At 67.3% G+C, this 15,957-nt stretch carries 16 protein-coding genes and 4 pseudogenes; 6 read left to right on the forward strand and 14 right to left on the reverse strand.

The window, feature by feature from the left end:
• Positions 1 to 101 precede the first annotated feature (101 nt).
• Both ACIQ7Q_RS24290 and ACIQ7Q_RS24295 read left to right on the forward strand, forming a co-directional pair.
• Positions 102 to 389: pseudogene (locus tag ACIQ7Q_RS24290) on the forward strand (transposase); the annotation flags it as partial.
• Positions 390 to 662: 273 nt separating this feature from the next.
• A complete protein-coding gene (locus ACIQ7Q_RS24295; protein ID WP_403865864.1) occupies positions 663 to 2,309 on the forward strand; it encodes a hypothetical protein in 1,647 nt (548 codons plus the stop codon).
• 87 nt (positions 2,310 to 2,396) lie between these two features.
• On the opposite strand, the gene ACIQ7Q_RS24300 is transcribed toward ACIQ7Q_RS24295, so the two are convergent.
• The 13 genes and pseudogenes from ACIQ7Q_RS24300 to ACIQ7Q_RS24360 all read right to left on the reverse strand — a co-directional run bounded on the left by ACIQ7Q_RS24300 (position 2,397) and on the right by ACIQ7Q_RS24360 (position 12,456).
• Positions 2,397 to 2,798 (reverse strand): DUF6527 family protein, encoded by a 402-nt coding sequence (locus ACIQ7Q_RS24300; protein ID WP_403865867.1) that lies wholly within the window; start codon positions 2,796 to 2,798, stop codon positions 2,397 to 2,399.
• Positions 2,795 to 3,958 (reverse strand): ThiF family adenylyltransferase, encoded by a 1,164-nt coding sequence (locus ACIQ7Q_RS24305; RefSeq protein WP_403865870.1) that lies wholly within the window; start codon positions 3,956 to 3,958, stop codon positions 2,795 to 2,797. The genes ACIQ7Q_RS24300 and ACIQ7Q_RS24305 overlap by 4 nt, the downstream gene beginning before the upstream one ends.
• The gene (locus tag ACIQ7Q_RS24310) at positions 3,933 to 4,193 is read right to left on the reverse strand and encodes a multiubiquitin domain-containing protein (RefSeq protein ID WP_403865873.1); all 261 of its coding nucleotides are present in this window, start codon (positions 4,191 to 4,193) and stop codon (positions 3,933 to 3,935) included. The genes ACIQ7Q_RS24305 and ACIQ7Q_RS24310 overlap by 26 nt, the downstream gene beginning before the upstream one ends.
• 109 nt (positions 4,194 to 4,302) lie before the next feature.
• Positions 4,303 to 4,587 carry a DUF3892 domain-containing protein gene (locus ACIQ7Q_RS24315; RefSeq protein WP_403865876.1) on the reverse strand — a complete coding sequence of 95 codons (285 nt, stop codon included), beginning with the start codon at positions 4,585 to 4,587 and terminating at the stop codon, positions 4,303 to 4,305.
• Positions 4,588 to 4,742: 155 nt separating this feature from the next.
• A complete protein-coding gene (locus ACIQ7Q_RS24320; protein WP_403865879.1) occupies positions 4,743 to 5,768 on the reverse strand; it encodes an ImmA/IrrE family metallo-endopeptidase in 1,026 nt (341 codons plus the stop codon).
• Positions 5,769 to 5,795: 27 nt separating this feature from the next.
• Positions 5,796 to 6,704, reverse strand: a complete 909-nt coding sequence (locus ACIQ7Q_RS24325; protein WP_403865882.1) for a hypothetical protein — start codon at positions 6,702 to 6,704, stop codon at positions 5,796 to 5,798.
• Positions 6,705 to 6,783: 79 nt separating this feature from the next.
• Positions 6,784 to 7,737: a hypothetical protein gene (locus tag ACIQ7Q_RS24330; RefSeq protein ID WP_403865885.1), complete on the reverse strand. Its 954-nt coding sequence runs from the start codon at positions 7,735 to 7,737 to the stop codon at positions 6,784 to 6,786.
• A 549-nt stretch (positions 7,738 to 8,286) separates the two neighbouring features.
• Positions 8,287 to 9,444, reverse strand: a complete 1,158-nt coding sequence (locus tag ACIQ7Q_RS24335; RefSeq protein WP_403865888.1) for an HNH endonuclease — start codon at positions 9,442 to 9,444, stop codon at positions 8,287 to 8,289.
• A gap of 374 nt (positions 9,445 to 9,818) precedes the next feature.
• Positions 9,819 to 10,195, reverse strand: a pseudogene (locus tag ACIQ7Q_RS24340) (transposase); the annotation flags it as partial.
• 136 nt (positions 10,196 to 10,331) lie between these two features.
• Positions 10,332 to 10,469: a hypothetical protein gene (locus tag ACIQ7Q_RS24345; protein ID WP_403865891.1), complete on the reverse strand. Its 138-nt coding sequence runs from the start codon at positions 10,467 to 10,469 to the stop codon at positions 10,332 to 10,334.
• A 452-nt stretch (positions 10,470 to 10,921) separates the two neighbouring features.
• Positions 10,922 to 11,179: a hypothetical protein gene (locus tag ACIQ7Q_RS24350; RefSeq protein WP_403865894.1), complete on the reverse strand. Its 258-nt coding sequence runs from the start codon at positions 11,177 to 11,179 to the stop codon at positions 10,922 to 10,924.
• Positions 11,169 to 11,393: a hypothetical protein gene (locus ACIQ7Q_RS24355; protein ID WP_403865897.1), complete on the reverse strand. Its 225-nt coding sequence runs from the start codon at positions 11,391 to 11,393 to the stop codon at positions 11,169 to 11,171. Before ACIQ7Q_RS24355 ends, ACIQ7Q_RS24350 begins: the two co-directional genes overlap by 11 nt.
• A gap of 277 nt (positions 11,394 to 11,670) precedes the next feature.
• Complete coding sequence (locus ACIQ7Q_RS24360) at positions 11,671 to 12,456, reverse strand: hypothetical protein (protein WP_403865900.1); 786 nt, start codon at positions 12,454 to 12,456, stop codon at positions 11,671 to 11,673.
• 790 nt (positions 12,457 to 13,246) lie between these two features.
• Here ACIQ7Q_RS24360 and ACIQ7Q_RS24365 point away from each other — a divergent pair.
• The 4 genes and pseudogenes from ACIQ7Q_RS24365 to ACIQ7Q_RS24380 form a co-directional block, all read left to right on the forward strand.
• Entirely contained in the window at positions 13,247 to 13,534 is a 288-nt protein-coding gene (locus ACIQ7Q_RS24365) for a hypothetical protein (protein WP_403865903.1), read from the forward strand.
• On the forward strand, positions 13,462 to 13,704 hold the full coding sequence (locus tag ACIQ7Q_RS24370) for a hypothetical protein (protein ID WP_403866496.1): 243 nt from the start codon (positions 13,462 to 13,464) through the stop codon (positions 13,702 to 13,704). The genes ACIQ7Q_RS24365 and ACIQ7Q_RS24370 overlap by 73 nt, the downstream gene beginning before the upstream one ends.
• 173 nt (positions 13,705 to 13,877) lie before the next feature.
• Positions 13,878 to 14,162, forward strand: a pseudogene (locus tag ACIQ7Q_RS24375) (ATP-binding protein); the annotation flags it as partial.
• A pseudogene (locus ACIQ7Q_RS24380) lies at positions 14,163 to 14,885 on the forward strand (IS701 family transposase); the annotation flags it as partial. It abuts the pseudogene before it with no gap.
• A gap of 223 nt (positions 14,886 to 15,108) precedes the next feature.
• On the opposite strand, the gene ACIQ7Q_RS24385 reads toward ACIQ7Q_RS24380, so the two are convergent.
• Complete coding sequence (locus tag ACIQ7Q_RS24385; protein WP_403865906.1) at positions 15,109 to 15,882, reverse strand: hypothetical protein; 774 nt, start codon at positions 15,880 to 15,882, stop codon at positions 15,109 to 15,111.
• Between the last annotated feature and the right edge of the window lie 75 nt (positions 15,883 to 15,957).

The following is a 15,957-nucleotide window of genomic DNA, read 5'->3' on the forward strand; positions in this document are numbered from 1 at the left end:
CGCCTCACCGGCGAGACCACCATCTCCTGGCGCGACCCGAAGAAGACCGCTAAACAGCCCATTCCGGGATGAAACATCGGACGAAAACGACCTCTCAGAGGGGGGATCACATCGGGCCCTCGCCCGTCGACCGTGCCGGTCCGGGCTCCAAGCACGACCTGATCGTCGATCGTCACGGAACCCCGCTCGCCGTCACGCTCACCGGCGGCAACCGGCCCGACGTCACCAAGCTCCTGCCGCTGCTCAACGCCATTCCGTCGATCCGGGGTCTGCGGGGACGTCCCCGCTGCAAGCCCCAGCATCTGTATGCGGACAGGGGCTGTGGCTTCGACACGTACCGCCGCCTGCTGTGGAAGCGCGGCATCAAACCAATAATCGCCCTACGCGGCGACCGCGTCCGGCCATGGCTGGTCATCCTCGCTAGGCGGCCGGCCGGGCCTCTCACCGTTATCAGAACGGCGCCGTGTTTGGCCGAGCGCAGTTCGAGCCCCAATACGGTGCGGCGAGAATGACAGGGATCATCGGCAGACAGGACGGGCATGGGCGGGCATTCGTACGGGACAGACGGCACGTGGCCTGACGGGCGGGAGACAGACCCCTCGGTCGCTTCTCTGCGGGCAGCAACGCGAGCGTTGCGGTTTCATCTCGACACGCTGCCTGCGGTGTTCCACTTTGACGGGCCTGGTGACCAGTTCCTTGCCGAGTCGGCGTTCCCCTTCGCCCGCTGGCGTTATGCCTGCGCTGATTCGCTGCTGGGCTCTGGGGTGGGTGGCACGGTTGTGGGGGCGCTTGCGCGCAGTCTGTTCGATGACGGTCTGCTGTGGCAGTGGATTGCTGAGTCCGCGGCAGAGCGCCGGCCAGCTCTACTGGGCAGCATGCTCGAGGAGCGCGACCGGATCTGCGGCTACCTGGACGACCACGAGGTGAGCTGCCCGAACCTGGCGCGATGGTTCGTTCCGCTGGACGGCGTGACTGATCTGACCGGGACGTCACTGGCGGCGCTGGCGGCGCCGTCACTTCCAGATACGGCAGAGCTCCTTGACCTGTTCCTGGCTTCCTCGCCGACGCGGCTGGCGGCGCCCGCGTTGATTGGCGGGGGTGTTGAGGCTCTGCTGCAGGCGGCCAGGGGAATGCTGGCCATGTCTGGGCTTCGGGGGGCGGTGATGGTTCTGGGACATGCAGGTCACGGCAACCTCTTGGGTCTGCAGAGCAGCGTGGCCGCCGGCGGTGTCCCTGGGCATGATCTGCGGGCTGATCACGAAGCGCTGTTCATGCATGTAGCAGCCGTGGGCGTGACCGTCACGCTTCTTGGCGTGTGCGCAGCCGTTCCTGAATGCTGGCCGCCGGAGGTCGAGCAGGGCGGCTTCCTCGGAACGCTGATACAGCTGACCGAGGACGTCGTTGCCGCGGCGAGTGCCATCCATGGGCTGGGCGACCCGAAGCCTGCAGCGGCGCCGCCGAAGATCAGAGCCAAGCAACCTAAGCGGCGCCTTCGCCCTGAGGCCGTGGTGGCACATCATGATCTGCTGCCGGACATTGCTCATGCCGGCTTGGTCGTCACGGCAGTCCGGGAGTATGACAGTTTCGTCAATAGTTGGATCACCAGTCCATGGGCACACGGCGATCCCAAACTGGCGAGCGTTCTCGCCTATGCCGGGGCCCACGCCACGTTCTCGGCCGTCATGAGCACCTTCGAGGACCATGCCGCGGTCGCCTCGGTGTTCGCTGCGCGGATGCTTCTGGAGGAAGCGGCCCGATTTACCTGGCTGGTGCAGGACCCGGAGGACGAGGAAGCGTTCGTCCAGCGGTCCACGCGCTACTTCGACGAGTTCCGGGCGCGGAAGAAGAAGACGATCGCGCTGTTCGCAAGCAATGGGGTGGCTCTTGCCGCCGCCACGAGACTGTTCCGGTTGCCCGACAGCGTCATCGAGGGGCCGGAGTCGATATCCAAGGGCCGCCGGCCGCTGCCGTCGATCGACGAGATGCTCCTGCTCATGGGAGCGCCGTACCCCGAGCCGGGATGGCTACCGGTGGCGTACTCATTGCTGAGTCAGGTCACGCACAGCACACCCATCGGCCTCGTTCACATGGCCCGGTACCGCGACGGTGTTCTGTCCGCCCATGACATCTCCCCCGAGATGCTCGCCCTGGCTCTCGACGTGGCCTGCCTGGGCAGCGCCCGCCTGCTGGGCATGTCCAGCCTGATGCTGACGCAGGGCAGCGACGAGGCCCGGCAGTACGCTCTCGGCCTGGAGGAACGCGCTCTGGCGGTTCACGACAAAGCCCGTCTCGTGCACTGGCTGGACTGACACTCGGGGCGTGAAAGCGGCAGCCAGTTCTGCCGGTGCTTGGCAATGCGGGAGTCTGTCTGCTGGCCCGGGAGCTCACAGGTTGGCCTATTGGCGCCGATACGGCAGGCGGCTCAGCAGCCTGACCAGCGGTCCCGGCCTGGGATTTTCCGTGTCTTGTCCCAGCAGGCGACGGTCACGTTCCCGGTTCTGGTCGATCTCTGCCACCGAGTAGCGGCGGCTCCAGCGGACGCGGCCGTTGCGGATCCAGTAGTGCGACTGGCACGGGAGGGACCAGTTGCCGATCGAGGGGGTGAGGGACACGTTCTCGCCGTCGTAGGTGAGGGACCACTGGGCCGGGGAGAGCGGTGTGACAACTTCGTGGCCGCAGCCGCAACAGCACAGGTGGCCGCAGGTGCGGTAGGGGATCGAGATGTAGAGGACCCCTGCGTCCATGGTCGGGGGGAAGGTCTCGGTGAAGACCGGGCGCAGGGTGTCTGGTGGGGTCACGGGAGGTCCTCGTTGGCGATCTCGTTGGTGATCAGTGAGTACGTGGTGTGGGCCTCGTCGGTGGCGTCGGCGTAGATGCCGAGGGAGCGTTTCCAGCGGATGACGGCCAGGTTGGCGTTGAGCGCGTTGAGGTCCGCGGTCTGGATGTTGCTTGCGTAGGCGTCGCGTTCGGGTGCCGGCCGGGGGATGCGCTCGCGGGCTGTGTCTCGGCGGCCGGGGAGGCTGGTGGTGATGCGGAGCAGTCCGCTGAGGCGGCCGTCGATCTCTTCGATGCCCATGCCGACGTCGATGAACGGCACGTCGTGGGCTTCGAGCCAGTCGATGATGGCCGGCTTGCTGGCGGCGTCGTCGGAGGCGAGGAACACGAACGTGGCCCCTTCGAGGAGGTCGAGGTTGTCCTCGTCGAGGTACTGCGCGCAGGCGGTCACGCCCTGGTGCATGTTGGCGTAGATCGAGGCGAAGTGGGTGGCCTTGGGTGGGCGGGTGCGGAGGGTGTCGAGGGTGGGTGCGCCCGGTGCGCGGAAGGCGTTGTGGTTGTCGAAGGTGTCGCCGTCGATGAGGAGGATCGAGTCGACCTCGGTCTTGGCGACCTGGTCAAGGATGTAGCTTCCGCTGCCGCCGAGGCCGACGATCGCGATCCGGTGGCCTCGGAAGCGGCGGTTGATGGCTGTGATGCCGGCGCGGGAGGTGGCGGTGTCGCGGTAGGCGAAGGGGCTGTCGTCGTCGATTTCATGCCACGCGGCGCCGGGTGTGGGTGTGGCCGTGGGGTCGAGGGCGTGGGCGTGGTCGGCGACGATCCGCACGTATGCGGTGATCTTCGTGTACTGGTCGGGGTAGCCGTTGGGGGGCTTGCTGGAGAGCATGAAGTTCGCCTGCGTGTTGTCGGCGATCGCCCTGGGTTCTGGGGTGGCGAGGGTCAGGGGGAGGCCGTGCTCGTCACACGGGGTGGAGCCGCCGAACCAGATGCGGTGGTCGGTGCCGGAGACGAAGCGGTCTCCGCTGACGGTGACGGGGTGGGCGAGGAAGCCGCGCTCGACGGTGCGGTTCTCGGTGACGTACGGGATCCGGATGATGATGTGGCTGGCTACGAGGGTGATGTCGTAGCCGTCGTCGAGGAGGCGGGCGAGGTCGGGGTCACGAGCGAGAAGTGCGGTAGACATCGAAGACCATCTCCTTCTTCACTCGGACGCTGTGGCCGGCGGTGAGGCTGCCCGTGCCGTGGCCGTCGTGGCCGCGGCTGTAGCGGACGGTGTAGGTGTCCTGGTCGTTCGGCTGCTGGCCGGGGTAGGCGAGGTCGACGACCTGCTCGAAGGTGATTTCCTTCGCCTCCCAGGTGTGGGGGCGGGTGTTGACGATGATCGTGACGGGCTTGGGCCCGTGGTTGTCCTGGGACATGGGGTCCTCCTGAAGAGGGGAGCGCGTGTTGAGACCGGTGGGCGCCGGGGCGTCTGGCGCGCTGTCGCAGAAGCGGCACGCCAGACGGCCGGGTGATCGTGGGGGGGGGTCAGCGCCGGGGAAGGGCGAGGAGGTTGTTGGTCCACACGCCGTCGGCGTGGGTCCGCAGGTACTTCTCGCCGCGGGTGGGCGTTACGACGGCGACTTCCGTGCGGTGCCCGGCTGCGTCGCTGGTGTAGGCCTTGCCGGCCTGGTTCTCGAGCCAGGCGACGATCTGCGCCCGGGTGTTGTCACCGGTCTTGCCAGTCGCCTGTTCGGTCCACCACAGGTGGGTGATGTGCTCGTGCGTGGTGCCGCCGACCGTCAGGCGTACCGCGGTGATCTGGATGGCCATCGTTGCTGTCCTGCTGTTCTGCCGGCGACGTTCCGCCGGGTTCCCGTGGCCGGCGTCCGGGTTCCCTGGAGCACCCTGGGCGGGTGCTTCGCCTGGGACGGACGACGTAACTCGCGGGTAGGCAGGCGCGTGTGGCGGGTGGGCCGGGCGGGGTGTCAGGAGCAGTCGAGGCAGCGGTCGCTGTCCGGGGGGAACATCGCGGGCGGGTGCAGGGTGAAACAGCCCGGGCACTGGCGTTCGGTGACGCGGGGCGGGCAGGCACAGTGGCCGCAGTTGGGGCAGCGGGGGATGCGACAGCGCCTGCAGGCGGGCTCGAAAGAGCGGTAGTGCTCGTCGCAGTTGGCGCAGATGTAGTCGCGCGCCTGGGGACCGGTGTCGGCGGTGGGCGCGGTGAAGGCGCGCCAGGGCGCGGAGTCGGTGACGAGGACGGCGACGATGTAGCCGCCCATGGGGGCGGTGTCGGCGTGCAGTTCGCGTCCGAGGATGCCGTCGCGGTAGCGGACCTGGGTTCGTCCTTGCGCGTGGCCGGAGCCGACAAGGGCACGGTCGATGACGGGGATGTCGCCTTGGAAGCTGCCGCGCCTGAGGGGCGGCAGGCCGTGGGAGGCGACGAAGGCGAGGTGTCCGGCGGGGTCGAGGAGGAGAACGTGGCCGGGGGCGGGAAGGTGCTGGGTTGCCCGCACACAGACGGCCATACGGGAGGCATGGCTCGCTGCCCACAGGTGGGCGATCGCGGAGGCGGTGGGTCCCTTGGCATCCAGGTGCTGGTCGACGAGATGTGCGGGGAGCAGGATCTCGGCGGCGAACGCGTCGCAGGCGGCGTCTTCGAGGAGGACGCCGCGGTCGGCTTCCTTGCTGAAGGGCTCCATGAGGGCGAAGCTGTTCTTCTGCAGGTGGTGACCGAGTTCGTGCAGTGCGGTGAAGTCCCGTCGCGCGTGGCTGGCAGAGGTGGCGACGGACAGGCGGGGCGGAGGGCCGTAGTCGTATGCTCCGGCGACACTGCAGCCTTGGGCGGTCTCGTTCTCGCAGACGTCTTTGACAGTGAGTTCGGGCCAGGTCCGCAGTTCCGCAAGGGCTCCTTGTGCCAGGCGTTCGACGGCGCCGGGGTGGGCTGCTTCGAGTTCTGTGATCATGGCGGCGGCCTGGGTGCGGGCGGCGCCGGCGAGAACGTGGTTGACCACCTCAGGTGTCCCCCTCTTCCTTCTTCTCTATTCGTCCAGGCGGAGTTCGAAGTAGCGGTCGGTGCGTGCGGTCCAGTTCGGCTCGGTGCGGTTGTCGTCGCGTGCCGCGAGCGCGTAGATGCCATAAGCGGCGCGCAGGCGGGCGGCGTGTTCGGTCTCGTCGTAGTGGGCGGCGAGTTTCTTGATCTGGCTGCGGCGCAGGGGCCGGTTGAGTTCGTGTACGACGGTGGGCGGCAGTGTGGGGTTGGCGTCCAGGAAGCGGGCGGCGGGCTGGCCGAGGAGGGCGGCGAGCGTGGCGGCCTGTTCGGCGGTGAGGGGCTGCTGTCCCCTCCACACATCCAAGGCGTGGGGTGGTGCGAGGTTCAGTTCGGCCGCGAGCTGCTGGACGGTGATTCCATGCTCACCAAGAAGCTCGGCGAGGTCGCCTGACCCTTGAGGGGCCCACTGTGCCGAGGCGAGAACCTCGAGGTGGCCGGTGAGGACGGCACGGTACTCGCCAGCCGCGGCGGACAAGACGGTGCCGCTCCCCCACGTCGATTCTTTTACGGTGTCGGCAAGTGCGCGGGAGGTGAGATTGTCGGGGCGGGCTGTCAGCTCGCTGACCTGCCGGTCCAGCACACACCACGGCACAGTGGCTTCCAGGCCCCACCACAGAGCCACGGGCTGCTCCAGGGTGGTCGCCCGGGCGGGCAGAAGCAGGGTACGGGCGTCGGCGTAGCGTTCGAAGGAGACCGGCACGACGTGCGCGGTGTCATCGTCACCGGTCGTGGTGATCAGCAGCAGCTGGATGATGTCCTCCCATGCTGCTCGCCAGATCTCGCCGCGCTTGGGGTCCTGGGGTTGTGCGGTGGCCACCCGGTGAACGGCGTCGGGCACTTTCAGCCCCGCCGCGGCGGCCACCAGCCTCTGGTAGGCAGTGGTGTGGACAGAACTCATGTCGTCTCCCCCGTCTCCTCGGCTGCGGTCCATCAGCGCATTCTCTTCTCACTGGGTCCAGACGACGTAACTGGGCCGTTCACGACGCGGCCTCGCCGCAGCGCCGCAACAGGGCGGCCATGACCGCCTGCGGCTCACAGTCCGTAGAAAGGGCATCACGGAGCATGTTCTTGAGGTTGGATAGCACGAGCGTCGCGTGACCGTGCCGGATCTCCAGCAGCTGCGCCGCGTGGTGGGGGTCTTTGTCGAGGTAGGGAAGCAGCAGGCGCTCGTTGGGTGACAGGCGCTGCCAAACGTCCTCGGCCACCCCCTCGGTCCCGGTCGGGTCCGGCGCGATCGTGGCTGCGTGCTGCTCGACGATGGCCGCGACGGTCCCTTCATCGGCGTACAGCGTGGTGAAACGGGCTGGTGCCAGGAGCTCGAACCGGGCCTCGAGGACTTTGGCGAGGTCTTCCTCCCGCACGGCTCCCTGTGCGTGCCGCAGCACGTGCAGCAGGATGGTCTTAAGGGCGAGCACGGTCTGCGTGGGTGTGGGGCCGGAGTGGTTCCAGCGGGTGATGCCGACGCCTGTCACCCGCGCGGCTTGGGCGATGAGATCGTCGAGGTCCCCCTGCCACGTGGCTTCTTCGGCATGGCCGGCCAGTGCCCAGCGCGGCGCGGAACCCTGGAGCTTGCGGTAGGCCGTGTCTTCGCCCATCAGCCGGGCGATACGGCGCCGCAGCTTGCCTCGCGGTGTCTTCTTCGCCTCATCGATGAGAAAGTTCTTGATCGACGTGAGGAACAGGCGCTCCAGGGAAGCGTCATTCGCCGCGAGCGCGAAGCAGCGGGTGACGAACTCGCGCCCCTCCCCCTTGCGGGTCAGCATCGCCAGGACCACTTCGTCGGCGGCCTCATCGCTCCACTGCGTGTGGCCTTCGGGCGGCGGGAAACCGTAGGCGCGGCGCACCTGGTGCACCAGCCGCCGCAGCAGGTTGAGCGAGACCGGCCCCAGCTGGCGCAGCCTCGTCAGCTCCTCGTACGCACTTTCTGTCACGAGCCCCACCCCGATTCCTGCTCCCCGGCGGAACGTCTACGGCCGCAGGGTTTCGAGTCTGCATACACCAGCATCGACCCCTCTGGCATGCGACACACGCATATTTCCTGCTCTTCGCCGAAGAAAGCGGCAGAGGTAAGAAGGCGCGCACCGTCCGGGCCGGCTCGTGAACCGCGGTCCCAGACGCCTTTGTTCCCACGCGAAGAAGTCGCTGCAAAGGATGGGGACGGGGTTCGCTCCTCAGGAAGGGAGGCTGGAGCGCCACCTTTGAAGCGTGCTACAGCCTGCCCGGCCACTGTGTCTGAGCGATCTTGGGCCTGGTGAGCTCCTAGTGCCCACCCCCGGTGTGCAGGACGGGCGTCGTCCTGGTGGCAACCAGTCAGCGAGACGGCGCCCATCACAGCACCGTTCTGAAGGGTGCCGTCTCACGCAGACGAGGGCTCGAACGGTTACGGACCGCCCGCCACGGGGCCTTGTCGGCTCCCGTCCCCGGTGCTGATCTGCATGTCTGGCTCGATGCCCAGCTGGAGCTGTTTCGGCCAGCGGATCTCAACCTTGCGGGAAGTCGCCAGGCGTGGCGGCGATCGGCCCGCCGGCATCGGTTCGCTGCTCGCCTCGGAGCCATCGGCACATGACGGTGACCGACGTTCCGGCTTCCTTCGCCAGTGCTGTGATCGTCGGCCGCTGCTCTGTGGGGACACTCCAGAAGCGGATGCGCATCTCGCGAATCAGAGCGTCTGGGAACCTACGCCCCATCGGGTGGCGCTCGCCTCTGGGATTGGTGCCGTGGAGGGCCTTGTCGGCAATGTTCTCGGCCTGTGAGCCAGCTCTGAGATGCCGAGGGTTGTTGCAGTTGTTCCTGTACGTACTCTCGGGGCACGTGTGGCGGATGACCGCGGACCCGAGTTCCTTGTACGTCACCCCTTGGGAGAGCGCGTAAGCGATGCGATGTGTCAGGGCTGCCTGGATGCCCTCCCACCGGAGCTGTCCGTATCCGAAATGGTTGCGCGTGTTCGCCGTCCAGGGCCAACAAGCGTCGTCTCCGCCCCTCCGATCGACCCGAGCCCAGAACTCCGATACACGGGCTTCGCGGTCCAGTTCGGCGAGATCTCCTGTCGAGATCCTCCACCCGCCTGGTGGAGGCATGACCGGCTCTGTCACCTTCTTCGCCCCCGTGCGACCTTCCTTGCGGGCGACCCAAGTGTCTCGATTGTTCTCGCTCTTTGTCCCGGGGAGCAGGTGGGCGGGATTACAGCAGGACTTAAAGTCGCACAGGTGTCTGAGCAACGTGCTGCCCGGCAGGGCTTGCTGTAGCCCGCTGGCAAGGGTGAAGGCCACAACATGAGCGCTCGCCGAGCCGGTCATGGCTTGGCCGGCAGCAGTGTGTCCGTACCTGTTGCCCTTGACGCCCTTGAAGGGCCAGCAGGCGTTCACTCCAGCTGAGCGGTCGACACGATCCCAGAAACTCGCTTCTCGACACTTACGGCGCTCAGGCGTCTCGGCGATCCCGTACCGCTCGCCACCATCAGTTACGCGTACTCCGGCTGTGCCGTGGAGGTGCTTATAGGTTCTCCCGTTGACCAACTGGTTGATCCGAGACAGCGTCGCCCCGAGCGCCGCCGCAACCTCGGTTTGGGTCATCCGGCCGGACTGCACCGCCTCCAATACCCACCGCGCTTCGGCGTCCGTTAGTGATCGTCTGGCCATGCCGTAACGCTACGGTGCGCCACTGACAAACAGACCCCCAGGGCGGACAGAGCCAACCAAAGGGGCCCGGATTCGACCCTGTCGATGCTGTAAGGCGGACCCCGAGACCCTCAACAGCGGCACCCCCAAGCGACAGGTTCGGCCACTCACACCGATGGCTCGGTAAAGCTGCGCAGCATCCGCCCTATGTGAGCAACGCAGGCTGGACCGGATCACAGGTCGTAGAACGCAGGCCAACGGCACCACGAGCGAATCGATCTAAGGCCAGTTAAGGCCAGCAACGGCAAACCCCTAATCAGAGTTGCGCTCACCAGCGTGAGCAATGCCCAGCTCGGAGTCCCCTACCCTGCTCACCTTCAACCGGGCCACCACACCACGGGGCTCGGACCTGCAAGTTCGCCCCCCTTTTAGCCCTAACGTGGGCTGAATCAAGGACCGCACGGGACAGGTCGACCAGGTCCTGCTCGTCCAGGAGTTGGAGAACCTTCTGATGCAGTTGGCCCCAGACCCCGGCACGAGACCAGATGACGAAGCGGCGGTGCACGGTCGACTTCGATGCTCCGAAGCACGGTGGCAACGCGCGCCAGGCGCAGCCGCTGACCAGGACGTAGATGATCGCGGCAAACACCGCCTCATCATCGATGTTCGCAACCCCGCCGCCCTGCGGACGAACCCGCGCCGCCGGCAGCAACGGCCTTGCCAGCTCCCACAAGCCGTCCGGAACGATCCATCCCCACCGTCCACTCCCCATGCCCAACACAACCGCCAACTGACCATGTAGGACAGGGTCTAAAACAGGCAAGCCCGTGCGGCTGACGCCTCGTCGGCACCGGTTTCCTCCGCGGAACGCTCCCCCCAACTGCGGCGACGCGCAGCGAGCCACGGGGCTACGTCTCGTAGACATGGTGCAGGACGATCATCATGTTGCCGCCCTGGTGGACGACAAAGAGCACGACACTCAGGCCGACTATCAGGGAGATCAACAGGCAGTAGAGCAGGGCGTGGAGCTTGTTGATGTCGTTCACGTTCTTGGTCTCCTCGACCCGATGGAAGGGTGAGGTGAGCCGGGAACAAGACGCACGAAAGACGGATCTTGACCGGCCACCTCGTTAGGTGGCTCTCACACGGTCCAGCTGGTGAATTGCCCGTCCCGAACAAGCGGGAAGGACCCTCCAGAGGAGTCGTGTGCGGCCAAGGTCCGCCGGTCAGCCAACGGTGGATCTTGCCTCGTTCCGAATTCGTCTCGTGCGACCTTGAACTGCTGAGGCGCGGACATGTGGGTCGCCTGGCGATGGCTGAAGACCGCCGGGCTTCCTAAGTTCCTGGTGCAGCACGACCGTTGGGCCGCTCCACGCGAACAAATCTATCAGCGTCACGTGACCTCTCTCGCACAGAGAGCGACGACGACCGTGGTCTGCGGGCCCGGGCGCCCGATCGCTGTCCGGCCGGTGGATCCGGCACCCGCCTCCGGCGGGCGCTACGCCTCGATGTAGGCGACCACTGTGATGGTGCGCAGGGCGGTGACGTAGTAGATGACGCGGACGCTGTCGATCTCGTCGGTGTAGTCGCGCAGCAGGGTGTCGGGGACCGGGGTGCCGAGGTCAGGGTTGGCGGAGATCGCGACGATGGCGCGGTCGAGCCGGTGGGTTTCGGGTGCGGTGAGCTTTGTGAGCTGGGTGGTGGCGGGCTCGACGATGATGACCCGGGCGCGCCTGGGTGCGTGGTCAGGCGACACGGGGCTCCTCGCCGGGGAGGCGGGCCAGGTGGGCGTCGCGGGCGGTCTCCCACAGGACGCCGGTCTCGGGCGCCGGGTAGCCGTTGAGGGCGATGTCCTCGAGGACGGAGGCGAGTGCGTCGGTCTTCTCGCGCTCCTTGGCGGCGTAGGCGCGGACCGCGTCGGCGGCGGTCTCGTCGAGCGGCTGCCGCTCGGGGGCCGGCTGCGGGTTCATCCGGGACTCCTGGGCCGTGACTGATGTAGGTCTTCACGGTAGCGCCGAAATCCGTACGGCAGCAGACGGTCGGCGGATCCAACGAGTTAGCGGACTTACTGCCCGCCGTAGAGCGCTGGCGGCGGGCAGGTTCCCAGCGAGTTGAAGGTGTCTAGGTTCAGGATGCTGGGAGGACTGCTGACGGCCGTGAAGCGCATGCCGTGGAGCAGAACTGGGGTGGGAACGGGTTGGACCAGTGGCCGTATCCATGGAGCGGCCAACCGCACGCGGCACAGGTTTAGATCTTTGTGCGGAGCCGCCGGAGCTCGGCGGTGGCGACGCCTTCGAGGCGGAGCCGCTCTCGGTCGATGGCGTGACGCAGCCGCATCACCGCACCGTCGTCGAACGTCGACTCGGCGATGACCTGCGGGTCGTCGAAGCAGGTGTCCATCAGGGCTCGGGTGACCTGTTCGAATGCTCCGTGACGCACGGCGGCCTGGATGAGCCGGTCTGCCCCCCGGCCGCCTCCGCAGAGGTCGGGGTTGTCGTCGGCCCACTCGCGGCGCGCGTAGCCCCACTCTGTGGCGACGTGGACGAGGGTGTCTACGTCGCATTCGGGGAGGTGCACGTGGCACCACGCGATCGCATCGTCGTAGATCGAGCTGGGGCAGCCCGGTCGGCGGCAGAGCTCGTCCTGCCGGTCCTGGTTCAGCGTGAGCTGGAAGCGGCGATTGTTGTACGTGACGACCGCCTCCCCTGCGGTGAGCGACTCCAGACGCAATGCGGAGTCGCGCCCGGCGGCCGCGAGCGTGCCGGCGAGGGCGAGAACAGTGCCGAAGGGCACGACGGTGCCCAGGATGTCGGAGGCGAAGACGCGAGGCGCCCACTTGTCATCCGGGTCGGCCTCGTCGAAGAGGACCTCAGGAAAGGTGGTGCACTCCCGGAGGAGATCGGCGAGCAGAAAGGTCTTCGTCGGACCCCTATCCGCCGTCATATTGGCTTCGCGTGCGAGCGGCGTGTAGCGGCGGCCGGTGGTCTGCTGTGCGGCACGGATGCTCCGCTTGCGCTGCTTGTCCATGGTCATGGTGGTGTCCTCCCGCCCACGCCCACGCCCGTGCCGCAGCAAGGCAGAGATGTAGTGAAGTGGCGCGAGTCGGTGACCCTTGTCCGCTCCCGGGGGCGTGGGTGCTCGTCCGGGTGGGAGTCTGGCAGGCGCGAGCTGCCGCGGGCACACAGTAGCGCAACTGCCGCTCAGCTATGGCGGAACACGGAGGAGGGGCGGACGGAGCGCGGGCCGAGCGCGGGGGGACGTGGGTGCCGCCCGGGCCTGCGCCGCGGAAGAAGCGGACCGGGCTCATCGCGGGCATCGTCGCGGGATCGCTGGTAGCTCTCGTGGCTGGGGGGTACGGCCTGGTCCAGATCATGGGGCCGATCAAGTTGCCGGACGGCAATTGGCCGCAGGCGACGCACCGACTCTCCGCGCCCGGCAGCGCCGCGAGGGCGGAGACGTCGACCTGCCGGGGCGGCACAGTCTTCTCGTGCGCGTCCTCGGTGTTCCATTCCCGATCGCCGCCGACCCCCAGGAGCGGAGCAGTGCCGGGCGGGAAAGAGGCGGCGGCAACCTGACGGCACAGCGACGCCGCGGCCATCACATCCAGCACCGGCAGCGACCGCGCACGCCCCAAATCCACCGCGAACGTCCCGCGCCCTGGCTCACCTCGGCTCAGCCCGGCGGCCGCAAGCTTCGCCAGCGCCGCCGCGGCTTCGGCCATTCGCGATTTCGTGCTGACTGGCATCTCCGCCTCCGGGGCCCGATCAGCCGAGGCGCTGACGCACGTCCTCGCGGAACTGGGCCCCGGTCCCAGGTCGCGGCCATGCGCCCGGACCCGCAGTCCCGGGCCCTGCGCGAGATCGTCAGCGACCTGGCGGGGACGGTCGTGGGCACCACGTACCTCACCGCGCGGCTCAACGGTGGCGGGGTGCGGTACGAGCTGCCGGGCGGGCACCCGCTGACCGGCCGCAGCACCCTGGACCTCGAACTCACCGAGGCGGCCGCCTCGCGGACCACCTCCACGGCGGCCGGGCGCTTCTGCTCGACCTCACCGACGACCCGGAGCTCCGGGCCCTCGCTGCGGGGTATGCCGGCCGCGTCGACACCCTGACGGCCGGCTGCCCGTCCCGCCCGGAACTGGCGGCGGTCCTCGTCCGTCCGGACGGCTTCACGGCCTGGGCAGCCGACGCGGGGGCGCAGGCACCGACGTCGACGGCCGGGCTGGCGGAGGCGCTGGAGGAGTGGTTCGGAGTGCCAGAGGGTGCGGTGACGCCGGGCTGATCCGCCGCTCTGCTGACTGACTCGAACCACGAGCCGATCCCACCCACGGCCGCCGCACCCACCCGGTGTGGCGGCCGCCCGCACCCCAGTCCCGGCCCAGCAGCAGCCCGGAGCCTCACCGGCCGCCTACCGCACCCGCCGCCACGCATAGCCGCCACGCCCTCCGCCGGTGTTCCCGCCGCCGGTCGGAACGGCGGATCAAAGCTGCCGGCTTCCCACGCGACAAGTCGTTGCTGACCTTCGACTTCGACGCAAACCCGAACATCGACGCGGCCACCATCCCTACACTCGCCAGCTGCGAATGGATCAAGAAGAGCCAGCCCCTCTGTCTGATCGGCGACTCCGGGACGGGCAAGTCCCACATGCTGATCGCGCTGGGAACCGAGGCCGCGATGGCCTGCTACCGGGTCAAGTACGTCCTGGCGACGAAGCTGGTCAACGAGCTCGTCGAGGCCGCCGCGTCATGGACGGATGACCGTGAACGGTGCCGGGCTGCGGGCATCGGGGACACGATCGCCTTCGAGACGAAGGTCGTCACCGCAAGGGCGATGGTCCGCCGGGCCCTCGCGGAGAAGATCCCGTTCCGGTGGGTGACCGCGGACGCCGCCTACGGCTTCTCCAAAGGCTGGCGGACCGAGCTCGAGCGGGCCGATGTCTTCCACGTCATGGCCACCACCCGCCACGACACCGTCGTCACCCGCTGGGCCATGGACCACCCCGTCCACGACCTGTTTCCCGGTCTTCCGAGGCAGAAGTGGAAGCGCCGTTCTTGCGGCGACGGCGCCCATGGGCCACGGATCTACGACTGGGCGAGGGTAGAGGTCCGGCCCTGGCACCGCGAAGACCGCCGGCATTGGGTGCTCGCCCGCCGCAGCGTGAGCCGGCCGCAGAAGATCTCCTACTACATCGCCTACTGCCCCGCCGACACCACACTCGACGAACTCATCCGTGTCGCCGGCAGCCGCTGGGCAGTGGAGGAATGCTTCCAGACAGCGAAGCAGGAATGCGGTCTGGACGACTACCAGGTCCGCCGCTACGACGGCTGGCACCGCCACATGACCCTGGCCATGGCCGCCCACGCCTGCCTGACCGTCCTGCGAGCCCGTGAACTGGACGTCGGCAAAGCAGAAACGGATCCTCCGACCTCGTCCCCCTCAGCCTTCCCGAGCTCAGACGCCTGATCCACCGCCTCACCCACCGCCGCCCAGCACCCATCGAACACGTTCTGCACTGGTCACACTGGCGCCGCAGACGACAACACCAAGCCCGCACGAGCCACTACAAACAACGCGGCCACACACCACCAGAAACCGAACCACCGTCACGCAAAAGACCGTTGCAGAACTAAGTAGGCGTCAACGGGTGAACCAGTCGAGGGAGGCTCCTTGGCATGCAGCATTGGGGTTACCGCATTTCGGTTTTCCAGGCAGATGTCAACACCGCAGCTGCTCGAGCGTCGACAAGGTGCGGCGCCCCAAGTGCCATCGCCGCATGGAGCATTGCGTGGGCGGCGGACCGCCAGGGATCCACCATCACCAGATCGCCGTCCTCGTCTTCAGCGAACGACTCGGCACCACCCCGGAGATGCGCACTATCCTCAACGGCACGCATGATGAGGTTGAAGCCGTCTCGAATCGGTGACGCCAAAGGACCGACACCCGAGATATTTACTGTGCCAGTGTGATCTCGTCCGCTGCTGCGCATGCCGTGAGGCTGACTGGCGAGCCATCTTTCCCAAGCTGCGCTGTATTCATCATCCGCGGTGGGTACATTGACCGCGGCAAGGCGATTCGCGCTTTCCTCGTCGAGTGCAAGTGCGGCTGAGACGATCCGCGCTACAGCGTCTCCATGCGGGCCGAATAGAACTGAGGAGTAAAGCTCTTCCAAAAGGTCGACGTGGAGAGCACGGGTGTACTTGGCGTCGGGGAGCACATCTCGGGCGGCACTCACCAGCTTCGCTCGCTCCCGATCCGTTTCCGGGGGGACGACCCTAGCTCGAAACAATCGGACTGGCCATCGGCTGACACTGACGTCTTCCAGGGTGCGATAGACAACGATCCAGGGTGGTCCTGATGGCAATTTCACACGCTTGCCGACCTTGGCATTCTGTAGAGCGTCAAGCGACTTCTCGTCCACAAGAACGAAGCCGCATTCCGCGTCTCGAGAAAATTCCGCCATAGCATCCATCCGTCAATCGGTTTTACGAACCCCAATACTGCCAGCGTGCCAGAGTACCGCATCCCACCCCCACCC

Source organism: Streptomyces sp. NPDC096176 (assembly GCF_044763255.1).
GTDB lineage: Bacteria > Actinomycetota > Actinomycetes > Streptomycetales > Streptomycetaceae > Streptomyces.